The organism is Fictibacillus phosphorivorans (assembly GCF_023715845.1).
In the GTDB taxonomy this organism is placed as follows: Bacteria; Bacillota; Bacilli; order Bacillales; family Fictibacillaceae; genus Fictibacillus; species Fictibacillus phosphorivorans_D.
Genome location: NZ_JAMBOR010000016.1, coordinates 55,002 through 76,617, shown reverse-complemented (window position 1 = coordinate 76,617; position 21,616 = coordinate 55,002). Strand labels below are relative to the sequence as shown.

The following is a 21,616-nucleotide window of genomic DNA, read 5'->3' as shown; positions in this document are numbered from 1 at the left end:
CGGTGAGCCTACTGCCCCTTTGTACCTTGAAAAATAAACAAAAAAACTCCTGAAAAAAATCAGGAGTTCCTCAATAGTGTCATCTATTTTTTTATATTTCTCCCATAAAAAATCTCATCTATTTCAGATTTGATGCGATCTGATATTTCGTCGATACTTTTTGAATCTAATGAATCTTTCGTGTAACCAAATAGATAATTATTTAGATCAAATTCTTTTAAACGGCATTTTGTATGAAAGATGTTTTCTTGATAAATATTCGTATCGATCATGTCATACTGATTCTTAATGTCTTCAGATAGATAATTTTGTATAGAGTTAATGTCATGATCAATAAATAATTTGTGTCCTTTGATGTCCCTTGTAAATCCTCGTACTCGATAATCCATTGTAACAATATCGGTATCAAAAGAATTGATAAGATGGTTTAAGGCTTTTAAAGGTGAGATTTCTCCACAAGTAGATACATCAATGTCAGCCCGGAACGTACTGATTCCTTCCTCTGGATGAAATTCCGGATACGTATGGACGGTTAGGTGACTTTTGTCCAGTTGCATGACGACTGACTCGGGCATAGCTGTTGCAGAATCATCAAATGAATCGGTAGGAACCTCAACGACTGGGCCTTCTGATACTAGGAGTGTCACACTAGCACCTTGTGGAACATAATCTTGTTTGGCTACGTTCAGTACGTGAGCTCCTATCGTGTCAGAGACAGTCTGAAGAATATTTGTTAATCTTTCGGCATTATATTGTTCATCAATATATTCAATGTACGCTTCCCGCTCTTCCCGTGTTTTTGTATAACAAACATCGTACATATTGAAGCTTAATGACTTTGTCAGGTTATTGAATCCATGTAGTGTGATACGGTGGTCTGGAAAATTTGTCATTTGAACGATTCCCCTTATGTAATAAGAATTTAAGTAGTAAATATTTTTATAATACCCATAACCCTTACTTGAAAAACGGACGGTGATCAGACTCTTGATAAACATGGACATCGCCTTGCCAGAAAAAAACGAAAAAAAGAATAACGCTGTTCGTTATCCCTTTTTATACAAATGTCAGATGATCTTTTTAATCATTTCATTAATCCATTCAGTATCTTCTTTTATTGATAATTTGTTACATAGACATGAGTGCAATCTCTTAAATTCTGGAGTGAATGATTCCACTACCTTCATGATCCTTACAGGACTCAGGTCACTATGCCAGCTTTCTAAAAGGGATAGTTGTGTACGGTCAAACACGCTTCTTTTCCCTTCATATTTTGACCACACCCCCATTGAATTAGGGTTTCTGTCTGCTTCCATATCCCATCCAGCAGCAATCGACCATCGCAACATATCAAGAGAGCGCAATGCGTAATAGAACTCTTGTCTCTTAACCCCTCTATAGACTTCATGCATGTAAGCGAAAAATTTGCCGCGCCAGATTTCAAAATCCTCTTCCGTTAACTGATAAGACAAAGACTGAGAAACCTTTACGATTCTTTCAACCATTTTATAAGGATCATACATAATTTTAGTTTCCTCTTTTTTTAAGTACAGAGAAGGTTTTAAATCCGCTTCTTTATAATAAAAGGAATCTACCTTCACAAAATCCGAGTAATGAGTAACCGTATGGGAAGCCCAAGGGAAATCTTCAAAAAATAAAACCTCCCCCCACCTTTTTGCTCTTTCTTTTTTATTCTGTCGAAACGCTTCAAAGCGTTCATCTTTCACAACAATACGTAAGTCTATATCTGAATATAGGTCAGTATCCCCTTTTGCAATAGATCCTCCATAAAAGAACGCTAATACATTCGGGTCTTTTGTTAGGTCTTTTGTAATCGCTTGATCCAACTTTTCTAAAACAGATGGAAGCTTTAGGTCTCTATTAACAAATTTATCGCCAAATCCCACACATAAAAGAATATCCCTTTATAAAAAAATTTGATTATTTAGTTAGTGGTTATTTTACAGTAGTTACCAGCCCTATGCCAACGTTCACTCATTTATTAACTGTAAGGATATTTGAATCAACGTGTTTTGGTTAATAATGATAAGGTTCAGCGTAAGCAGTAGGAGGAATCAACGGGATGGAACGAATTTACTCTATAGATTTTATAAAATTTTTTGCCATTACTGCCGTGGTCATTATTCATATTTTTCCGCTAGATGGGTTCACCGGCTATTTTATCATCGATAACATAGCCCGATTCGCTGTGCCCTTTTTCTTTGCTGCTTCGGGTTATTTCTTTGCACAAAAGATGATTCAAAAGGATGCAGCCTTCCTCTATTTGAAAACCTATGTTATCAAACTAATGAAGATCTATATTGTCTGGTTGATCTTCTATGCCATCTATGATGTTCTGATTATTCTTCTTAAGGGCAACCATATACAAAGAAATCTTATTAAATACTTTGATGAATTTACGTTTGCCAATGTTCTTTATTATGGAAAAGGAACCAGCGGATATCAGCTTTGGTTCCTTACCGCTTTGATTTGGTGCACGATTATTTTGTACATATTCATTCGATATAACAGAGTAACCCTTTTATTTATCTTAAGCCTTCTCTTTAACGTATTGGGTGTGTTCGGGCAAGCTTATATAAACTTTTTTGAATTCCCATTCAGCAACACGCGTGATGCATTATTCTTTGGTTTGTTTTATACCACATTAGGAGCGATTTTCGCTTTTAATGTTCATTTAAAAAAAATAAGGAAGATAAGCGGTTTCACCTATCTTTTTCTCGCCTTGATCTATATTGTGATTCAAGTCATGGAAGGGTACTTATTAGATAAAGTGTTAGATGGCAGTCATGGAGAATACTACTTTTCCACTATTCTGGTTACAGCTTTTCTTTTCTATTTTGCACTGAATCACAAAAAGATCGGTAAAGGAATATGGATTACAAAAGTGGGTGGAAATGCGCTTGGTATCTATATTATCCATGTGTTTTTCTTAGACCTTATTAACAACCTATTAAAATACTTAGATATTAAACAGATGCTGTCTGAAAATTTATTTTGGAACATTTTCTATACCATTCTTATTTTTATTCTTTCGTATTACACCTACCAATCGCTGCAAATCGTAAAAAAGGAAATGAAAGATTAAACAAACCATAAGCATTCATTAAACACTCTCACCACTTCCCCTTCCCGACATATTCTGTATTACATGACGAAAGGGCTAATGACCTTTCAAAGGGGAGGTTATTTAAATGGGCGTTGAATTAACAGCGCTGCATTGGATCTATGTTGTTTTTATAGGCCTAATCATCGGTTTTATGGTTAAAAAACGTGATACAACCCTCATTTGTATCGTAGGTATCTTCTTGATTGCTATAGCTGCAACAGGTTCATTAAGCGGTTCGATCAGCAGTATATTTAATAGTTTCATCTATGCGATCACCGAGCTTCTGCCGACCATACTGGTTATCTCCATTATTGTTGCCATGAGCAGAACCTTAACGACGACAGGTATCAACGATGTGATGATCTCGCCATTTTCTAAACTGATTCGCACACCTGCGCTTGCTTATTGGACGATAGGAATCTTGATGATGGTGATCTCGTGGTTTTTCTGGCCATCGCCTGCAGTAGCTCTCATGGGTGCTGTTCTGCTTCCGGTAGCCATTCGGGTAGGTTTGCCTGCACTAGGAGTAGCAATGGCTATGAACCTATTTGGTCATGGTATCGCTTTATCGGGGGACTTTATTATTCAAGCAGCTCCCAAATTAACAGCAGATGCAGCAGGTTTACCTGTTAGCGAAGTAATTAGTGCCAGCATCCCGCTCGTATTTGTAATGGGTCTCGTTACAACAATAGCAGCCTTCTATTTTTTAAGAAAGGATATGAAAACTGGGAAACTTACAATGAAAACGGGAGTTACCGATGAATCGGTTAAGGAACTTTCTTCGGAACAAAAAATGGAGCTTTTATCGATAGGTCAGAAAAAGTTCTTTGCTCTATTTATTCCAGTTATGTTTGCACTTGATGTTGCAGCCATGTCCATCCTTAAACTTCAAGGCGGGGATGCGACTGCGTTAGTAGGTGGAACTTCTGTCTTCATTCTTTTACTGATCACAATGATAAGTCACAAAAATAAAGGACTTGAGAAAACGACATCATACATGATTGACGGTTTTCAATTTGGTTTCAAAGTATTCGGTCCTGTCATACCGATCGCTGCCTTCTTTTATTTAGGAGACTCCGGATTCATAAAAATTATTGGTGAATTTTTACCGAAAACCTCACAAGGGATCGTTAACGATCTCGGCTTAGCGTTAGCTTCAGTTGTTCCATTAAGTAGAGAGATTGGAGCAGTAACGTTAACAGCGGTCGGTGCGATCACCGGACTGGATGGATCAGGTTTTTCAGGCATCTCTTTAGCCGGTTCAGTAGCGAATATCTTTGGCACAGCAATCGGAGCTGGTGCAGCTACCTTAACGGCTTTAGGCCAGATTGCAGCAATATGGGTAGGTGGAGGAACGTTGGTGCCATGGGCATTGATACCAGCCGCTGCCATTTGCGGAGTAGATCCATTTGAACTGGCTCGAAGAAACTTGAAACCTGTTACCATCGGTTTAGCGGTTACAACCATCGTAGCGATCTTTTTAATATAACGAATATTGTGTACGAAAAAACTGCACCTTCCTGTTAGGTGCAGTTCATTTTGTGACTGGACGTTATTTCTTTATCTTTTTAATAATTTTTTATAGCTTGTCTCCATAAAATTCAAAGTATCTTCAATCGCGGGGAAACCAGCTTGTGCAGATTTTTCGTTCCCGCCACCTTTTCCATTAAAAGGTACTATATGTTCTTTTAGAAATTTTCTGCATGGAATACGTTTAGTCCCGTCATGAATGATAATGGCCTTATTTTCTGATGCAGAAGCAAACAGACATAATACATTGTGTTCATTCGCAATCATGGTGGCAATCTGTTTCACTTCGTCAAAAGGTTTATCTTCAAAAACATGATGAAGAAGATCTCCTTCTTTCTTACCGAGCAGTTCTTTTGCAACGTAAGCATGATTTTCATCCTTTACTTTTGCAAGTTTTGTTTCCATCATCTGCTTATCTTTCTCCCACTTTTCAATACGGGTTAGGAGTTCATTCCGTCCGGTATTAAACTTCCCTGCTAGCTTATGGAGAATGTTCTGACTTTCATTAATGTCTTGAAGAGCACGTAAACCACATTTAAAAAAGAGCCTTATGTCCCCCCTTTGTTTTTCAGTTTTCATCAGTTTTATCATTCCGATTTCGCCGGTTCTTAAAACGTGAGTTCCTCCACAGGCATTGTACTCGATGTCCTCGATCTCTACGATTCGAATATTCTCAGTTACTTTTGGCATTTTAAGCAGAGGGAGTTTTGCTAATTCTTCGCTTGTCACAAAATAAGTATGTATCGGTCTATTACGATAAATCTCTTCATTAGCGGCTAGTTCGATTTTCTCCAATTGTTCCTCGTTAAGTTCAGAGGTTGCGAGATCAATCGTTACATGTTCTTCACCAAGGTGAAAACTGATAGTCTTTGCGTTATAGAGTGTATAACAAACTGCTGACAATAAATGTTGTCCACTGTGGTGCTGCATGTGTTCGAACCTTCTTTCCCAGTTCAATGAACAAGTAGCATTTGTTGTATCTGGCAGTTTCTTTAACCGATGGACAACTTCACCATCTTCATCGATGAATACATCTACGACCTCAATACCGTTGATCGTGCCGGTATCATGAGGCTGTCCACCACCTGTCGGATAGAAAGCCGTCTCATCAAGAACCACAAAACACTGATTCTCTTTTGTGTATGCTTTCTTTATTCTAGTTTCCCATTCTGTTGTATAAGGTGAAGAGTAGTATAATTTGTTTGTCATGTATGGCCATTCCCTTCTTAGTCTCTTTCATCAGTTTAAACGATACTGTATAGAAAATAAAAAAAGCAGCACAAATCTTGGCCGTGATTTGTGCTGCTAAACATATAAAGTTTTAAGAGGTTCTGAATCAAGGTCGCATGCCTGTATAGATTAAGATAGCATCTCGTAAAAATTCTGCTGTCCCGGGCTGTTCTTTATCATAATAAGCGGTAAATCTTTCGTCATCTACATACATTTGAGCAAGACCTGCATGTGCTTCTTTGCTATATTCGTTCCAATAGAACATTAACCATTGCTTGTGTAGATCGGCGGCTTTTTGAGCCAGCTGACTCGAAGGATCTCCCGTCTTAAATGCTTCAGCTAAAGTTGAGTGCAGCTCTTCACTAAGCTTAGTAATTTCTTCATGCTCACTTTCTGTCATGTTTAATATCTTCTGGTTTGATTTGTTAACCGCTTCGTCACCATACTTCTCACGGATTTCTTTACCGTATTTATTTTCATTATCTTCAACCATTTTTTGTTTGAAGCCTTCGAACTTTTCCTTATCTTTCATAACCATTCTCCCTTCGTTAGAAGCAATCGTTTTTTCTACATTTTCGATTAGCCGATCTAACTGTGATCGTTTGTCTAGGAGCTGTTTACGGTGATCATTGAGAGCTGTTACAGCATCAAAGGAAGGAGCGTTTACGATTTCTTTTATTTTGTCCAGATGGAGCCCGAGTTCCTTGTAAAAAAGAATCTGCTGAAGTTTATCGACTTCTTTTTGACCGTATATACGATATCCAGATGAATTGATTCTTGCCGGCTTAAGAATCTCAATCTGATCATAATAACGTAGTGTACGGGTGCTAACTCCTGCTAGCATGGCTAGCTTTTGTATCGTATATTCCATGTGTTTCACCTCACCTCCTGACAGTTCCACTTTAAACCTTTACGTTGCGTGAAGGTCAATAGTTTTTTACCTATTTTTTAATAAAAATAACACTTTGATTTTGCTCAAAGTGTTTGTGTAATCATTTGATGTTCTTAGTTATGAAGATATAGTAAACTTTTTCTTTGTTTTAATGAACGCTATGATTGCGATAAGTAAGCCTCCTGCAGTATCAGCAAGCAGATCAACCATCGTATCGAAATTCCCTCCGCCTTGCAAAGTCATCGCAAAGAACTGATCCATGCTGAACTCGTAAATTTCCCATACCACCCCACCAAAAACAGAAAAGGACAGTACAAAATGAAATACAAGCCATGAAGAAATTTCACTTCTTGCGTCCTGGTGTGTCATTCGTTCATAAAGTGCTATACCAACAAATGCTAACAGTGCTCCACTTAATAAATGTAAAAAGGTATCCCACCAGCCTAGATGATAAAAGCCTAAAATGGAGCCTAAATACTGTGATGCAAAGAGAAAAGCAAAATAGGAAAGCATGATCGGCATATTAAACTTTATCTTTGTAAAAAGAATTAAGCCTAAGGGCACCGCTCCGCATAAGATACCGCCGAATGCTACCTGATAGTTGTGAGTCTCACCTTTTGTGAAATAATAAAAGCAAAGGTAAGCCATGAAAATGGTATAAGCTACACTTAAAAACAATAAGAATTTACGTTTCATAGTATATTCACCTCAACGGATAAAAACAAAATACTTTTGCCCCAGGTAATTAGCGAAAGTATATAAAGCAGAACCTAACAAAACAGATGCATCTTCAGAAGTAAGGATCTTAAGAGCAGATCGCTGAAATACAGAATCAATGATTAGATCACTGAGACTATAGGCACCAAAATAACAAATCAAAATAACGAGTAAAAACTTTAAACTGCTTTTGCCAACAGAAGTTTTACTTTGAAAGGTGAATTTACGGTTAAGGATATAACTAACAGCAGCACCTATTGCATTACCAAGAAAAGTTGCAGGCCAATAACCAGTATGTAGGACGTTCAACAAAAAAAAGATGACGGTAAGCCCTATACATGTATTTATGATTCCAACAACAAGGAACTTAAAAAACGAGTTAGTTGGTTTCAGGAAGTTTTCGAAGGTTGAGATTATATGATTCATCTTTCACTCTCTGTGTATTTTTTAATGAAAGCGGCTTTGTAAAGTGATTAGAGTCTGTATCAATGATATACTTCGGCCTTCTCTTAGACTCTTTGTAAATCTTACCGATATATTCACCGATTAACCCGATTCCTATAAGTTGGAGTCCACCGATCAGCCAAATGGATGTAATAAGAGATGTCCATCCAGTTTCAGTGTGACCGACAAACTTTAGGGCTAAGAAATATACACCGAACAGTAAACTAACAAAAAATGAAATGAGCCCTGTGAGGAGTACAAAACGTATTGGAGTTACAGAGAATGATGTGATACCATCAAACGCAAAGTAAAGCATTTTTTTTAGAGGATATTTTGTATCTCCCGCAGGTCTTTCCTTCCTTTCATAATAGACACAGGAAGACTTATATCCGATTAGTGGCACGATCCCTCGCAAGAACATATTTACTTCTTCAAACTTTTCTAATTCAATTAAAGCTCTTTTACTCATCAACCGAAAATCAGCATGATTATAGACGAGGTTTACACCCATTCTGTTCATGAACTTATAAAAGAATTCAGCTGAACTTCGTTTGAAAAAGGTATCGCAATCCCGTTTTTTTCTGACGCCATAAACTATGTCACAGCCCTTATTAAAATGCTCAATAAACTGAGGAATGACCGTGATATCGTCTTGTAGATCCGCATCGATCGATAAAACACAGTCTGACGTCTCCTTTGCTGTAAAGAGTCCGGCCAGCAATGCGTTCTGATGTCCTACATTTCCTGCGAGCTTTAACCCTTTAACATTTTCATTTCTTAAACTTTCTTTATAAATGATAGACCATGTCTCATCCTTGCTTCCATCATCTACCAATAAAAGCTTGCTGTCATCAGAAATCAGTTCCTCAGTCTTCATTTTTTTAAGAAGAACATCCAATGCATCAATCGTGATCGGCAAGACTTCTTGCTCGTTATAGCAAGGAACAACAATGGTTAAGATTGGCTGTTTCATGAAAGTACCTCCTGGCTGTTTACCTGGCTTTGTATAAATAGATTTTCCAAGCTGCCGCATCAGATTCAAAAACATTTTCTAACTTAAGCTTTATTCCTGCAGCATTCTCAATAGGAAGTGCTGAAAAAATATATTCTCCCCCTAGGCCTTTGAAAGGTTCCATATCTAACTCGACGTTCTTTAGCGTTTCCTTGGAGTTTTTTTTGAACATATAGTGCTTTCCTAACTGGTCTATGAATAGGTAACAGCGTCCTCCCCATTCATCATAATAGGTGCGCAGCTTCTTGTTTTTTGCTAATTCTTTATCCATTATTTCCCGAAATGCGTATTTGTATGTTAATGGATAAAAGTTGTTATAAGTATCTAGCGTGTAAAATCCATTGTATTGAGCGATGGCAGGATGGATTCCAATACTTGCGACCCTGTAACTTTCTAAAGGACGATTGATGTACTTTTTAATGTCCTGGAATAGTTCTTGTGCATAAAATTCTCGAACAGTAGGTTTTTTTCGATGAATAATCTCATCATTAAATAAAAATAGCAATATAATCTGCCCTAAAAGAAAATAAGGAATAGTCGTTTTAAGTACCTTATTGTTCCAAAGGATTTTCAGGCCTAAAGCAAAACCCATATAAATGATTAAAGGACGTAAAAAGTGAAACCTTGCAAAATTAAAGGTATCCATGAAATGAAATCTTTTGGTCAGCGGCAGCCAGCCTTTATAGAACCAAAAAGCATACCATGCAGATAACGCAAAGTTTAATGCCAACAGGAAAACGAAGACTTTTTCTTCCTTCCAAAGTCTTTTCCAAATGACAATGATGAAAGCGAGTAAAGTAACCAGTAATACGAATAAACCATGGACCGTCATGACATGCGTATGCCCAAGTACAAAGTTCTTAAAGGTAAGCCTTGTAACCCACCACAAAGGCAATCTTGCATGGAAATATTCATCTCGAGTATTCGGTTCATCATCATAAATAAAGGAATACACTAATCGGTATTCGACAAGAAGGAAAATGAAAGTCATATAAACGATTGAAAAAAAGAACGGCCAGTTCCAACCTTTTTTTCTCAATACATCCGTTAGCCAGAAAATACCCATAGCGAATAAAAAGAAGAAAAAGCCTAAAACAAAACTGGAATAAAGGGGCAAAAGACCAAGAACGAAATAGTTCTTCCAACGTCTTTCACCTTTTCGAATATTTAAAAATGCCCATAAGGCTAGTGGCATACCAAGTGTGCTTAGCATTCCAGATGGCCAAAAAGGAGTCAGAGCAAAAGCTAGAGCAGTGCCAATCGTGATTACAGCATACTTTTTCTCTGGTAAGAAGTGTTTTTTCAATAATATATACATCCCTAAAAAAGCAAAAAACCTTGTAATGGTTTGACTGATCGGATAAGCGACCATGGTCGGAAATATAGCGTGGAGCCACACGATTCCGCTAAATTCGGTTCCAAGTGCATTGCGGGGAAGTCCATTAATGATCTGAGGAATTGTTACATCTACTCCTCCAAACATCTGCCCACTTTCTTTTAAAACTTTATACCAAGCGAGGTTGGAATCGAGATTATCATGAACACGAATATGTGCATCCTCTCCTAATATGAACAAGGGAGATAAATAGAGAAGAATGATCGATAGTGCAATGTAAATTAAATTTCGTTCATCTAACATCATATTTTTCATCGGCTAAGGACCAGGACCCCCCATCAATAAAATAGAGTCGTATTCAGGGTTAACATAAAAAAAATATTGTATACCCTATCATGGTCAATAAAAAATTGTTTCACTTTACTAATAAATGTTTAGAGAAATAGATCCTAGGAATAAAAAAAAGACACTTAAATAAAGTGCCTTTGAATCATTTATTTCTATAACTCTTAAGTATTTGTTAAGCTGACATTCTCCCAAAATACTTGAATAGCTTTTCTAAGTAAAACCGCATTGTCTTCTGCTCTTGTAGGAATAGCGACTGCCCATCCTGCTGTTTCAGAAGCTGCGTTTAGTTTTAATTTTTCTTTCGTTTGTTTTGGAGAATAAAACTCTATATGAAATCGATAATAGCTTTCAACATTTTCTGAGTTGCTCGGCCTGCCGTGGATGCCCATCATAAATGGAAAGGTACAATCAAATAGATGGTCCATACCGCCGATTACATCTTGAAGGATATCTCCTAAAGCGCTCTTTTCCTCTTCCGTAAAATCAGTCAATGCGGTTTTGTTTTCTTTACTCACAATAAAAAGGCCAAACGGAGTATCAGTAAAAAAAGGAATAAATGCAAGGAAATAATCATTCTCTAGAACGATTCTTTCGTTGAATTGTTTTTCTTCTTTAATGATATCATCAAACATATTTCTTCCTGTCTTTTGAAAGTACTTTTTACAATTCTCCAGTTCGATCTTCACTTTTTGTGGAATAAAAGGATAAGCATATACTTGACCGTGGGGATGTGTGATGGTTACGCCTACCTCTTCTCCTCTATTTTCAAAAATCATTACATATTGATGTTTTTCATTCTTATCGAGTTTGTCGAAAGTTTCAGCCCAAAGGTCAATCACCTTTTTCATATGTGATTTAGGCAGATTAGGAATCGTCGCATGATGATCGGAAGAATACAGAACAACCTCGCACCTGCCTGCAGCTTCTCTGGTACGGTACAAGCTTCCGCCTACACCCTCAGGTTCTGGAGGTTCAGCACTTAATACTGGAAAATCATTCTGAAAGACATGGACATCATAGTCGTCAGGAACTTTTCCCGACCCTGGACAGAATGGGCAATGATCTTTTGGTAAATATGGTCTAAATTGTCTTCGTGCAGATACCATCACCCAGCTGTCCAATAGCGGATTATAACGTAGTTCCGCCATTCGATTCACCCCCAGCAGTAATTCATATGGTGTATGACATGAGTGGAATCCTTTAAAGTCTTTATTTGATTTTATTAAGGGCAAGTAAAGAACATGAATGATTTAAATATTTGAAGCGTTTAACCCCTAGCAATAGGTACTTATACCCTTCTTTTCAGTGAGGTGGAGAAGTAGAATGACAGTGATGTAAAAAACATGAGAACGACATTCCCATGTTAGGTTGGAGGGAAGATTATGAAGCTGAAAAGTAGGGTGGCGCCTAAGATCTTCATTCTCTTATTTATTGTAATTACTTTAACTGTTGGCATCCAGGTATTAAAAACAAGCGGGATGATTTCATTACTTACTTTTCTAACCGGACTGTTATTTATTTTTTTAGGGACATGGAAACTTTTTTATTCAAATAAAAAGGACAGAATCAGGTTGAACGTTTTTCTTTATATCCTTTTCGGTTTATTTATTGTGTTTCTTTCTATGTGGTTGCCATCATTATTATTCATTCTTTAACCGAGAAGATAAAAGGTTAGAAACAGTTGAACGACTAATCAACTAATATCTTTAATAAATGCAATCAGCCGATTTGCTTCTTTAAATCCAACTTGCGTATGAAACAGATAGCTTGTTTTATTATGGATTTCAATATCTGAACCGATTTGGGTACAACCTTTGCTCTTAAGCCATATTTCGGCTTTAATCAAAAGTTTTTTGGATATGCCTTGTCTTCTATAAGGGGACGACACATAAATTCCTTCCACAAAACCTGTTGGACTCGAATCCGCCCCTTCTACGTAATCACTTCTTATGGAAACATGAATAAATGCTAAAGATTTTTTATCCTTAATATATAAGAACACCTTATCTTTGGATGAATGAATGAGTTCTGAAAACTCCTTTCTCAACTCGTGGAAATCATTGTCCGGCCAGAGGTCTACACCCATTTCAGTTAACTCATCTAAATAATGTTCACTTGCATCAACGATAAATTCCATGTCAATTCTCCCTTTTTTATTTATTTACTTAACCTTTTCTCATAGGTCCTTTTATTCCTTTTAAAAACGATCAATCATATAAGTTTATTTTTATATGCGTTTCCTTTATAATCTCATTAATTTATACACTTACTTATGAAAAGAGGTTTGCGAATGAGATATGGAATTAGGTTGTGTTTTTTTGTGATCGGACTATGTATTTTCAGTTATGGAATCGCAATAGCCATACAAGTGAAATATTTAGGGATTAGCCCATGGGATGTTCTAAATGTCGCACTTTTTGATAAGTTCGGCTTTTCGATCGGTACATGGAATATTATCGTAGGCATATTTCTGATTTCCATAACATTAAAGATTAATAGAAAATACATAAACATTGGTACATTTTTAAATGCTGTTTTAGTAGGGGTGCTCGTAGATACTTTTTTATATTTTGAACTGCTTCCAAAAGCATCAAGTCTTCCTTTTGATGTCCTTATATTATGTTTAGGTATCGTTTTGATGGGAATTGGCGGCGGCATGTATTCTGCAGCTGGCATTGGAGCAGGACCAAGAGATGGATTCATGTTGTCGCTAGCGGAAAAAACGGGAATTTCGATCAGTCGAGTAAGAATTTTAATGGAATGCTTTGTGTTAATCATTGGGTTATTGATCGGTGGACCAGTTTTCGTTTTCACCTTTATCTATACATTTATCCAAAGCCCTATCTACCAAAGGTTCTTTCATCTTTGTTCAAGATGGATCGATCATATATTAGATACGATACAAGTTAAAAAGAAAGTAGCCAGTTGAGCGAATTGCTACTGGTCAGGTTAACCTTATGCTATACTATAGTAAGAAAGCATAAATACTATAGTTACAAAAGAAGGTTTTGTTATGAAGAAGATATCAGATGAAAATATGAGTCAGCTTCACCAAATAACGATCGCTCTTTTGTCCGCTTTAATCGGTGGGTTTTTATTCTCCTTTTTAAAGTTTCCTATCCCATGGCTGTTAGGACCGATGACAGCCGTTTTAATTGTTTCTAATCTAGTAGTCAAGCTTCACTGGCCCATCCAAATACGAAATACAGGATTGATTGTAGTTGGCTACTCGATTGGTCTTACTTTTACACGGGATACACTTATTACGATGACAGCTAAACTTCCCTCTATGGCACTAATGACCATTCTTCTTATATTCATATGTACGGGAATGGCTTTTTTAATTTCACGTATTACCGATATTAATTTCCCCACTGCTCTTACTAGCAGTATTCCAGGTGGGTTATCGCAGATCATAACATTTGCCGAAGAAACAAAAGGAATTGATATTACTACGGTTACCTTCTTTCAAGTTATCAGGGTTATTATGATTATCTTTTTTGTTCCTTTTCTTATTTTTAGCCCTTTGTTTTCTAAAGAAGGGATGGAAATGACTTCGGGAGTTATCCAAAATGGCGGAGAGCAGGAGTTTTTCCCTAAGATTCTTTTATTTGCTGCCATTTCTGTGATAGCCGCTCTTATCGGGAAAAAGATTAATCTGCCCACAGCTTTTTTACTAGGACCCATTCTAGTGATCTCTTTCTTAAATGTATCAGGTGTACAAGGTCCTCCTCTTCCTTCTCTTATTCTAGATATCTCTCAATTTATGATCGGAGGGTATATTGGTTTATTACTAAAACCAGAAAAATTAAAACATAAAGCGAAAATTATCCCTGTCGCTCTTTTCAGTAGTTTAATGTTAGTGTGTATTTCACTGGGTATGAGCTTTTTGCTTATGTGGCAGTATCACTTTTCACCTATAACCAGTTTTTTAAGCCTTGCCCCTGGAGGCGCGGATCAAATGGGGATTATCGGACATGAATTAGAAGCAGATGTATCCATGATTACAGGCTATCAATTATTCAGAATCCTATTCATCTTCTTTGCAGTTCCTCCCCTATTAAAACTTATTCTAGGACTTAGCTTGAAGAAAAAAGAGTTAAAATGAATAATAATTAACTTTATTAACCAACCCTTTCATAATTGTCATGTGGTTGGTTAATATTTATTTTCTTATCTTTACTACTCTCCCTACTCTAGAGTCTATAATTTCTTCTATCATTCATTGCTGATTCAGCTTCTTCTACTTAGTGACAGGACACTGATAAATGATAATATTCAGCAGAAGGACTATTCTCTTCTATGTATTTTTTATTTGTTTTTCATAGATTTTCATGCTTGATTTCCTCCTTTCTTTATTAATTTATAATGTTGAAAGCACTGCTCCCGTTGCTTGAATCCAGCTTCCTACAAAATTTAAAGTCTCTGCGTATTGTTGGTCACCATAAGGATGATCCAACTTATATTTTCCTCCAAGCGCTTGTAATGCGTTTCCGACGGACTGTAAAATATTTGAAATTACATTTATGGCTTTACTCAATGAAGGTTCATCCTCTAGTTCATCTCCAAGTACAACCCCTGCTCCAAATGATTGCAGCAAGTTCCCTTTAATATTAAGAATTAGTTTCGTTCTATCTTCAAATGGCGTGATCATTCCTGCAATAACAGTGGTGTTTCCCACAGCTTGTACTTCATTTCCAATCCTGCTTAAAGTCAAGGGTTCCTGTCCATCAGCTATCAATGCGTTACCTGTTGCTTGCAGAGCATTTCCGATAACATCTAGATCATCAAGGAAAGTAGTACTTAGATATCTATTAGGTGAATTCGCATAAGCAGATAGAACCGTTCCAATGGCTTGAATGATAGAACCGATTCTTTGTTTTTGTTGATTATCCATGTGATTCCCATCCAATTCGCAAGTTCATTTTTCAGTGTATTCTTGGACTTGAACGGTTGTTATTGGATCAGCTGTTTTTTAAATTAATTTGTTTCCAAACATCAGCCAGGTCATCACCTAACGTATTGATTACCTCGGTCGTTGTGAAATAGTGCATATGTGACAAGGGTGACCAGCTGCTGATTAAATTTCCGCTATTCATTTCAATATCAGATACGACTGCTTGATCATAAGCAGTGTTTAGAGGCTTGAGCGGGTATCCAAAAACATCGTCTTTGTCGTAGATATTTATCCATTCCCCGGTCAAACTAGGATAATATTGTTTTAGTTTAGGTGACGGGACATGAATGGGCACATCAAAGTCAGCATATCTTAAACTCCATAAAGCAAGCGGGCTTCCTAAGGAATAAAATCCTGTTAATGTCTCCCCTTGTTCAAGTGGTGTATCAGACATGCTTTCTTTCACATTCTCGGAAATTCTATCAGGTATGTATTGCAAATCATAAAAATAATTACTAGTTATAACCGTACCGAGGCTGTGAGCAATAACGAATAAAGGGGCATCCTTTCCCGCCTTTTCGCTTAATTTTTGAAGTCCCTTCGCATAAACTTCATGAACCTTTAGGTAATTTGGATTGTGATGTGGAGACGGCTGATAGGCAATGGCATCGCCAAAAAAGTGGATAACAAAATGTCTAAGCTTTGCAAAATCTAATTCTGCAGCGTTTGATAGTTTTTGCCACATCTCATTTTCTCGCTCATTGAACACACTGCCCCAATAGATGGGCTGAATGACTAACTCTACTTCCGGGGCAGATAGATAAGGTTTTAGATTTTGTGAAAATCGTTTTGTCAGATCTTCTGAAAATACGTCCGAAAAATCTTCTTTTTGATCTCCGATACCATGCAGGACAACTACAGCGATTTTTTTTGTCATGATGCTCTCACTTCCTTTGGTTTGATTTAACTTTAAATAAGCTGCTAGACGTATACATCCGTTATAGAAAATCAATACTAATCCTAGATTGTGAGGGATTTTGAAATGAAAAGAAAATACTTTCATATATTTCTGCTGGCAACGGTAATCGTTTTTTTTATTTGGTCATCCATTAAACCGGCCCATTATCCAATATGGATCCTTGAAGTCGGACCATCCGTTCTTCTTATTTTAACTGTACTTTTTTTATATAAAAAAATAACGCTGACTAACCTTTCATATAGCATCATTGCCCTTTTGACGATTTTAACTTTTATTGGCGGTCATTTCACATATGATGATGTGCCACTTTTTGATTGGATTCAACACCATTATCATTTAGAAAGAAACCACTATGATCGGTTCGGGCATTTCCTTAAGGGACTAACCGTAATCGTTATCCGTGAGATATTAATCTTGAAAACAACTTTACCTATTGGAAAATGGATTCAATTTATAGCTGTAAATCTAACGCTTTCTCTGGCTGCACTTTACGAAATTGCAGAATGGATTGCAAGCCGCCTTTCAAATAGAGAAACAAAAGACTTTGTTGGTGCTCAAGGTGATATGTGGGACGCCCAATGGGATATGAGTCTTACATTAGCAGGTTCGATCATCGCCTTACTTTTTTTATCAAGGTTCCATAATCGGTTTCTTAAGTCTTTCAAGAACGAAGATGGGTAATGAATGTTGTATGTTAGTTAATATTAGTTACGAAATCGGCAAATCCTTTTTAAATTTCCCTTCCCTCTTTCTATAATTATTAGGCTTTTGATTCATACTAGAATGAGGTGGAATTATGAAAGGTTTTCTGATTACTATTTCTACATTTTTATCAGGTTTTCTTCTTTATTTTGCTTGGACAGGCTTTGTTGAAGAAGAATTAAAGATTACTGAGCATAGGGGGCGTATAGTTAACAAGATTCGGTCAGAACAAGTAATTGACTTTGGCACTGCAATGACCGTAAAGCCTCAATACAAAGTAGTTCTTTCAACTGGAGAAACATTAAACGTGCCCTTTCCTGTATATCAAAAGTTAAATAAAGGTGAATTTACCATTTTGTTAAAACAAAATGATCGAATTATAAACCCTTAGAAAATAGTAGGCTGACCACCGTCAGCCTACTTTACTTGGTTCAAAATCTTGTTTCTACGGTACGTGTTTTAATCTGTTACACGTTCACGCAAGATGACCTTCGTTTCGCGCAGAATATTCGAGTACCGCAGAATCATCAAGTTACGCCAAAATTCCTGATCTTCGCGCAGAACGGGTGGTTTTTCGCGCATGCTATATTCAAGTCTTTGTGAACACTAAAAAAGGGGCTTGAACTCAAAAGCTTTTACACTTTTGAGTCAGCCCCTTTAATATCTTACATCTGTAACCGGAAAAAGCGGAAATTCCGATGCAAGCCAATAACTTAATCCAATTGATGATACGATGTAACTTATAAATAATAGATCATACGTTGAAAATCCAACTTGATAATAAAATGTTCGTTCCTGCAGCGAATTAAACCTTTTAGCCTCCATCGCTACAGCAATACGAAAAGCTCTTCTAATACTTTGTGAAAGCAAAGGTATGGGCAGTGCTTTTATCCTTTTTAGCTTACTCCATACCCCTTTTTCACTATGTAAGCCCCTTACTTTCTGTGCATCTCGGATAGTCTTAAATTCCTCAAACATGATAGGAATCAATCGGATAGCTGCCATAAAACTATAAGCATACTTTGGCTGCAACTTAAGTTGTTGCATCAGAGAATAAAAAAGCTTAACGGGCTTTGTTGTCAGAACAAAGGTTATACCCATCAATGCAAATACAAGTGCTCGGAAACCTAAGTGTACGCCTCGATATAAACTTTCTTCTGTAACGTGTATAATCCCCCATTTAAAAAGTGTCGTGTCCCCTTTTCCAAATAAAATCATTGAAAGGGACGTTGAAAAAAACACGAGAAAAAAAGGGATCAGAATAAGGAACAGGTTCCGATAAGGTTGACCTGTACATAAGAAGAATAAGATCGATACGGTCAGTGTAAAAGGAATCATTACATTTAATTGATGGATCGTTACCGCAAAAACAAAAAGAATGGCTAGGATCAATAGTTTAAGTGCAGGGTTAACCTTGTGCAGCCAGCTTTCTTTAATAGGTGTATTCATACATACGACCCTCTTCTCTTTTAATTTCATCCTTTTTCCAGTCGCAGATCACCTTTCCGCCTTTTACTTCCCACACCCTTGTAGCAAAGTGATGGATGATATTCAAATCATGTGTCACCATGATAATAATCGTTCCTTTTCGACTCTCTTCCTGTAATAACTCCAACAATTTAAATGTATTTTTTGAATCCTGTCCGAATGTAGGCTCGTCCAACAATAGTATCTTAGGATCTTGGAGAAAAGCAGTGGCTACACTTAAACGTCTTTTTTGGCCGAGTGAAAGATGATAAGGATGTTGATTTTGTTTATCTTTCAAACCAAAAAGAGATAAGAGATCATTTGCTTGTTTCATTACATCAGGACTTACTCTTTGCCTTATGTCATAAGTAAGCTCATCGATTACACGGTTAGTTAAAAACTGATATTCCGGATTCTGAAAAACAAAATACGTTTTTTTCTCCAAGTCTGAAAAACTTCTAATTGGCCGCCCTTCTATTTTGTATTCACCAGTTGTTCTTAATAATTGCATCAGTGATAATATTAGTGTACTTTTCCCTGCACCATTAGCTCCTGTGACAGCAATCCATTCACCTGATTGAACAGTAGCTTTTTCTAATGTAATCGCTGGTACTTTTCCTCTATATCCTCGAAAGTTATCCAAATTCAACACGGTATCCGAGTAATTATTATAAGTTATGTTAGCCTTCTCTTTTATATATTCACCCCATGCATTGGGATACCAAATTCCAAACCTTTTTATTTCGGCTTTAAAATGAGAGAAGACGTATGCGGGTTCACCATCTGCCATGATCGTGCCGTCATCTGTAAACACTATTATCCGATCAATAATATCTATGATCTGATCAATTTTATGTTCAACGATAATCAATGTTTTATCATCTGCAATGCTTTTAACTGTATCCCAGACTTGGGCAGTCCCGTCATCATCGATTAATGCAGTAGGTTCATCTAAAAAGATCACTTCAGGATCTAATGCTAAGACCGATGCTAATGCTAAACGCTGTTTCATTCCTCCAGAAAGGGCTTGAATTTTATTATGAATATTATCTAATTGGAGGCCCACAGTGGTAAGGAGCTTTTTGATCCTATCTGTCATCTCTTCTCTAGGTATTCGGAGATTTTCTAATACAAATGCAATTTCTTCATCAACATAGGGCATACAAAACTGTGAATCCGGATCCTGAAATACAAATCCCCAAGAATCAGGGATTTGTATGCTCTCACTCTTCAATGGAACATCCATCGATCGAGGGATAAGTCCAGTTAAGACTTGTAACAGTGTAGATTTCCCGCAACCTGAAGGACCTAGTAATAATACTTTTTCTCCTTTTCGGATAGAGATAGATAAATCATTAAACAGCAGACCTTCCTCTTTTGGAAACTTCAAATTTAGATTTTTGATGGATGTTATATATTCCAAACACAATCACCTCCTTATTGATTCAATGTGTCGAAATCTTTTTTGGAAGATGACCGGACAAGGTTGGTAACACCCGTAGCTTCAAGAGAGTTGACGATAGAAATGGCCAGAACTCCAGTAAAAAGAATCGTTCCGATGAATCTAAATGCTACATAGAGGATTAGATTCCATGTGGATAAATCTCCAATATACCCTTTATAAAAGTCGAGAAGTAAGGAACCTAGGCAAGAACTTAATCCTGCTACAGAAACGACTAACAAATCATAACGTTTGTACCTAAATGCCATAAGTAGGAGTTCAGCAAAAAGACCTTGGATAATCCCATAAAATAAAACTTCTAACCCGAATTCTGATCCCATTAAAAATTCTCCTGAAGAAGCTGCAACTTCTGCTAGGAAAGCCACTCCAGGTTTACGAATGATCAAAAAAGCCACTGTTGCAGTCATAAACCACATTCCATAGATTAATTGATCCATATGTATACCTAGTGGTTTAACCGCATAATAAAGGGGTCCCCAAATTTTATAAAGAATTCCAAACCCGACCGAAATGACAATGGTGACTAATATATCGGTCAATTTTAATCCTTTAGACATTTTCCTTTCTTCCCTTCAATTTTAGTTGCTGGGTTGGAACCGGCCATGTTTCAAGTGAGAAAGCCATCTCCCAAAACAAATATTCATATTGGCAGCTGAGGAGAAAGTGCTTAATCATTTTATTTCTTTCATCATGACTTACTTTATCGGCTAATTCATCTAATCGGCTGATTTGTTCCTGAACCAGCTGGCTGAACCACTCTCCTCCATAAGCCGTGATCCATTCTTGATAAATAGGTTCTGTTGGGTTAGCCCCTTCAAATCTCTCTCCGATTTCATGATAAATCCAATAGCATGGTAGAATCGCCGCGATAATTTCTCCTAAACTTCCTGATTCAGCAACTCGATACAAGTGGGATGTGTAATTATAAGCAGTTGGTGCAGGTTCAAATTCAGCTAACTCTTCTTCTGAGATATGAAGCTGTTTGATGAACTTTTCATGCAAAGTTAACTCAGCCTCATTTGTTCCTTGAGCATGTGCTGCCATTCTTGAAGTAGTATATAGATCTTCCGCTCTTGCAGCACCATATGCTTGAATTCTCGCAAAATGAGATAAGTAATAAGAGTCTTGCAGCACATAATATTTAAAGTTCTCTAAAGGCAAAGTTCCCTCGGCGATTCCTCTTACAAATGGATGGGTAAGATTGGCTTCCCAGATTGGCTCAGCTTGTTTGCGCAGTTCTTCAGTAAATATTGACATATGAATCCTCCTAAAATAGTTTTTTACCAACAAAAAAACCACTTTCAGCATGAGAAAGTGGTTGAGTAGAAAACAATATAAAAGATAGAGTTTCCGTAACAGCCACTTCCCTCCGCTGGTATAATCCAGATCAGGTTCTAAGAGTCTCGAAGTTAAACCTCGATCTCAGCCTTTTAAAGGCACCCCTAGTGGTTTCGTAAAATGATTCAGTTGGTA

Annotated in this window: 22 protein-coding genes and 1 riboswitch; of the genes, 6 read left to right on the top strand and 16 right to left on the bottom strand. The window is 37.0% G+C overall.

Translation table 11 applies throughout. The features are described from left to right. Positions 1-83 precede the first annotated feature (83 nt). Together speD and M3206_RS13190 are read right to left on the bottom strand one after the other, a co-directional pair. Positions 84-893: an adenosylmethionine decarboxylase gene (gene speD, locus M3206_RS13195; protein WP_251312995.1), complete on the bottom strand. Its 810-nt coding sequence runs from the start codon at positions 891-893 to the stop codon at positions 84-86. Positions 894-1,067: 174 nt separating this feature from the next. Next, positions 1,068-1,907 (bottom strand): aminoglycoside 6-adenylyltransferase, encoded by an 840-nt coding sequence (locus M3206_RS13190; protein WP_251312994.1) that lies wholly within the window; start codon positions 1,905-1,907, stop codon positions 1,068-1,070. A 176-nt stretch (positions 1,908-2,083) separates the two neighbouring features. On the opposite strand from M3206_RS13190, the gene M3206_RS13185 reads away from it, so the two are divergent. Continuing rightward, entirely contained in the window at positions 2,084-3,106 is a 1,023-nt protein-coding gene (locus tag M3206_RS13185; RefSeq protein ID WP_251312993.1) for an acyltransferase, read from the top strand. A gap of 106 nt (positions 3,107-3,212) precedes the next feature. Continuing rightward, a complete protein-coding gene (locus M3206_RS13180; protein ID WP_251312992.1) occupies positions 3,213-4,616 on the top strand; it encodes a hypothetical protein in 1,404 nt (467 codons plus the stop codon). Between the two features lie 71 nt (positions 4,617-4,687). Here the strand turns inward: M3206_RS13180 and M3206_RS13175 are convergent, their stop codons facing one another. The 8 genes from M3206_RS13175 to aac(6') form a co-directional block, all read right to left on the bottom strand. Then, on the bottom strand, positions 4,688-5,866 hold the full coding sequence (locus tag M3206_RS13175) for an alanyl-tRNA editing protein (protein WP_251312991.1): 1,179 nt from the start codon (positions 5,864-5,866) through the stop codon (positions 4,688-4,690). Positions 5,867-5,993: 127 nt separating this feature from the next. Further along, positions 5,994-6,758: a MerR family transcriptional regulator gene (locus M3206_RS13170; protein WP_251312990.1), complete on the bottom strand. Its 765-nt coding sequence runs from the start codon at positions 6,756-6,758 to the stop codon at positions 5,994-5,996. 138 nt (positions 6,759-6,896) lie between these two features. Then, the gene (locus M3206_RS13165; protein ID WP_251312989.1) at positions 6,897-7,475 is read right to left on the bottom strand and encodes a hypothetical protein; all 579 of its coding nucleotides are present in this window, start codon (positions 7,473-7,475) and stop codon (positions 6,897-6,899) included. A gap of 12 nt (positions 7,476-7,487) precedes the next feature. Next, positions 7,488-7,922: a GtrA family protein gene (locus M3206_RS13160; RefSeq protein WP_251312988.1), complete on the bottom strand. Its 435-nt coding sequence runs from the start codon at positions 7,920-7,922 to the stop codon at positions 7,488-7,490. Beyond that, on the bottom strand, positions 7,876-8,913 hold the full coding sequence (locus tag M3206_RS13155) for a glycosyltransferase (RefSeq protein ID WP_251312987.1): 1,038 nt from the start codon (positions 8,911-8,913) through the stop codon (positions 7,876-7,878). The genes M3206_RS13160 and M3206_RS13155 overlap by 47 nt, the downstream gene beginning before the upstream one ends. Before the next feature lie 19 nt (positions 8,914-8,932). Then, a complete protein-coding gene (locus M3206_RS13150; RefSeq protein ID WP_251313011.1) occupies positions 8,933-10,594 on the bottom strand; it encodes a DUF6044 family protein in 1,662 nt (553 codons plus the stop codon). 203 nt (positions 10,595-10,797) lie between these two features. Continuing rightward, positions 10,798-11,784, bottom strand: a complete 987-nt coding sequence (gene galT, locus M3206_RS13145; RefSeq protein WP_251312986.1) for a galactose-1-phosphate uridylyltransferase — start codon at positions 11,782-11,784, stop codon at positions 10,798-10,800. Between the two features lie 545 nt (positions 11,785-12,329). Further along, positions 12,330-12,773 carry an aminoglycoside 6'-N-acetyltransferase gene (gene aac(6') / locus M3206_RS13140; RefSeq protein ID WP_251312985.1) on the bottom strand — a complete coding sequence of 148 codons (444 nt, stop codon included), beginning with the start codon at positions 12,771-12,773 and terminating at the stop codon, positions 12,330-12,332. Between the two features lie 153 nt (positions 12,774-12,926). Here aac(6') and M3206_RS13135 point away from each other — a divergent pair, with 153 nt between their 5' ends. Both M3206_RS13135 and M3206_RS13130 read left to right on the top strand, forming a co-directional pair. Next, complete coding sequence (locus tag M3206_RS13135; RefSeq protein WP_251312984.1) at positions 12,927-13,565, top strand: YczE/YyaS/YitT family protein; 639 nt, start codon at positions 12,927-12,929, stop codon at positions 13,563-13,565. Positions 13,566-13,649: 84 nt separating this feature from the next. Beyond that, a complete protein-coding gene (locus tag M3206_RS13130; protein WP_251312983.1) occupies positions 13,650-14,744 on the top strand; it encodes an AbrB family transcriptional regulator in 1,095 nt (364 codons plus the stop codon). 255 nt (positions 14,745-14,999) lie between these two features. Here the strand turns inward: M3206_RS13130 and M3206_RS13125 are convergent, their stop codons facing one another. Then, positions 15,000-15,533, bottom strand: coding sequence for a DUF6944 family repetitive protein (locus tag M3206_RS13125; RefSeq protein WP_251312982.1), 534 nt, complete (start codon positions 15,531-15,533; stop codon positions 15,000-15,002). A gap of 67 nt (positions 15,534-15,600) precedes the next feature. Continuing rightward, positions 15,601-16,470, bottom strand: a complete 870-nt coding sequence (locus M3206_RS13120; RefSeq protein WP_251312981.1) for a chemotaxis protein — start codon at positions 16,468-16,470, stop codon at positions 15,601-15,603. Between the two features lie 105 nt (positions 16,471-16,575). Between M3206_RS13120 and M3206_RS13115 the strand changes: the two genes are divergently transcribed. Both M3206_RS13115 and M3206_RS13110 read left to right on the top strand, forming a co-directional pair. Next, entirely contained in the window at positions 16,576-17,193 is a 618-nt protein-coding gene (locus tag M3206_RS13115; RefSeq protein WP_251312980.1) for a DUF2238 domain-containing protein, read from the top strand. A gap of 115 nt (positions 17,194-17,308) precedes the next feature. Continuing rightward, a complete protein-coding gene (locus M3206_RS13110) occupies positions 17,309-17,605 on the top strand; it encodes a hypothetical protein (protein ID WP_251312979.1) in 297 nt (98 codons plus the stop codon). Positions 17,606-17,871: 266 nt separating this feature from the next. Here the strand turns inward: M3206_RS13110 and M3206_RS13105 are convergent, their stop codons facing one another. The 4 genes from M3206_RS13105 to tenA are packed head-to-tail and all read right to left on the bottom strand — an operon-like array spanning position 17,872 to position 21,400. After that, positions 17,872-18,663: an energy-coupling factor transporter transmembrane component T family protein gene (locus M3206_RS13105; protein WP_251312978.1), complete on the bottom strand. Its 792-nt coding sequence runs from the start codon at positions 18,661-18,663 to the stop codon at positions 17,872-17,874. Beyond that, positions 18,647-20,104, bottom strand: coding sequence for an ABC transporter ATP-binding protein (locus M3206_RS13100; RefSeq protein WP_251312977.1), 1,458 nt, complete (start codon positions 20,102-20,104; stop codon positions 18,647-18,649). Before M3206_RS13100 ends, M3206_RS13105 begins: the two co-directional genes overlap by 17 nt. A 14-nt stretch (positions 20,105-20,118) precedes the next feature. Next, the gene (locus M3206_RS13095) at positions 20,119-20,700 is read right to left on the bottom strand and encodes an ECF transporter S component (protein ID WP_251312976.1); all 582 of its coding nucleotides are present in this window, start codon (positions 20,698-20,700) and stop codon (positions 20,119-20,121) included. Further along, complete coding sequence (tenA, locus tag M3206_RS13090; protein ID WP_251312975.1) at positions 20,693-21,400, bottom strand: thiaminase II; 708 nt, start codon at positions 21,398-21,400, stop codon at positions 20,693-20,695. Before tenA ends, M3206_RS13095 begins: the two co-directional genes overlap by 8 nt. 90 nt (positions 21,401-21,490) lie before the next feature. Next, positions 21,491-21,597, bottom strand: a riboswitch (TPP riboswitch). Between the last annotated feature and the right edge of the window lie 19 nt (positions 21,598-21,616).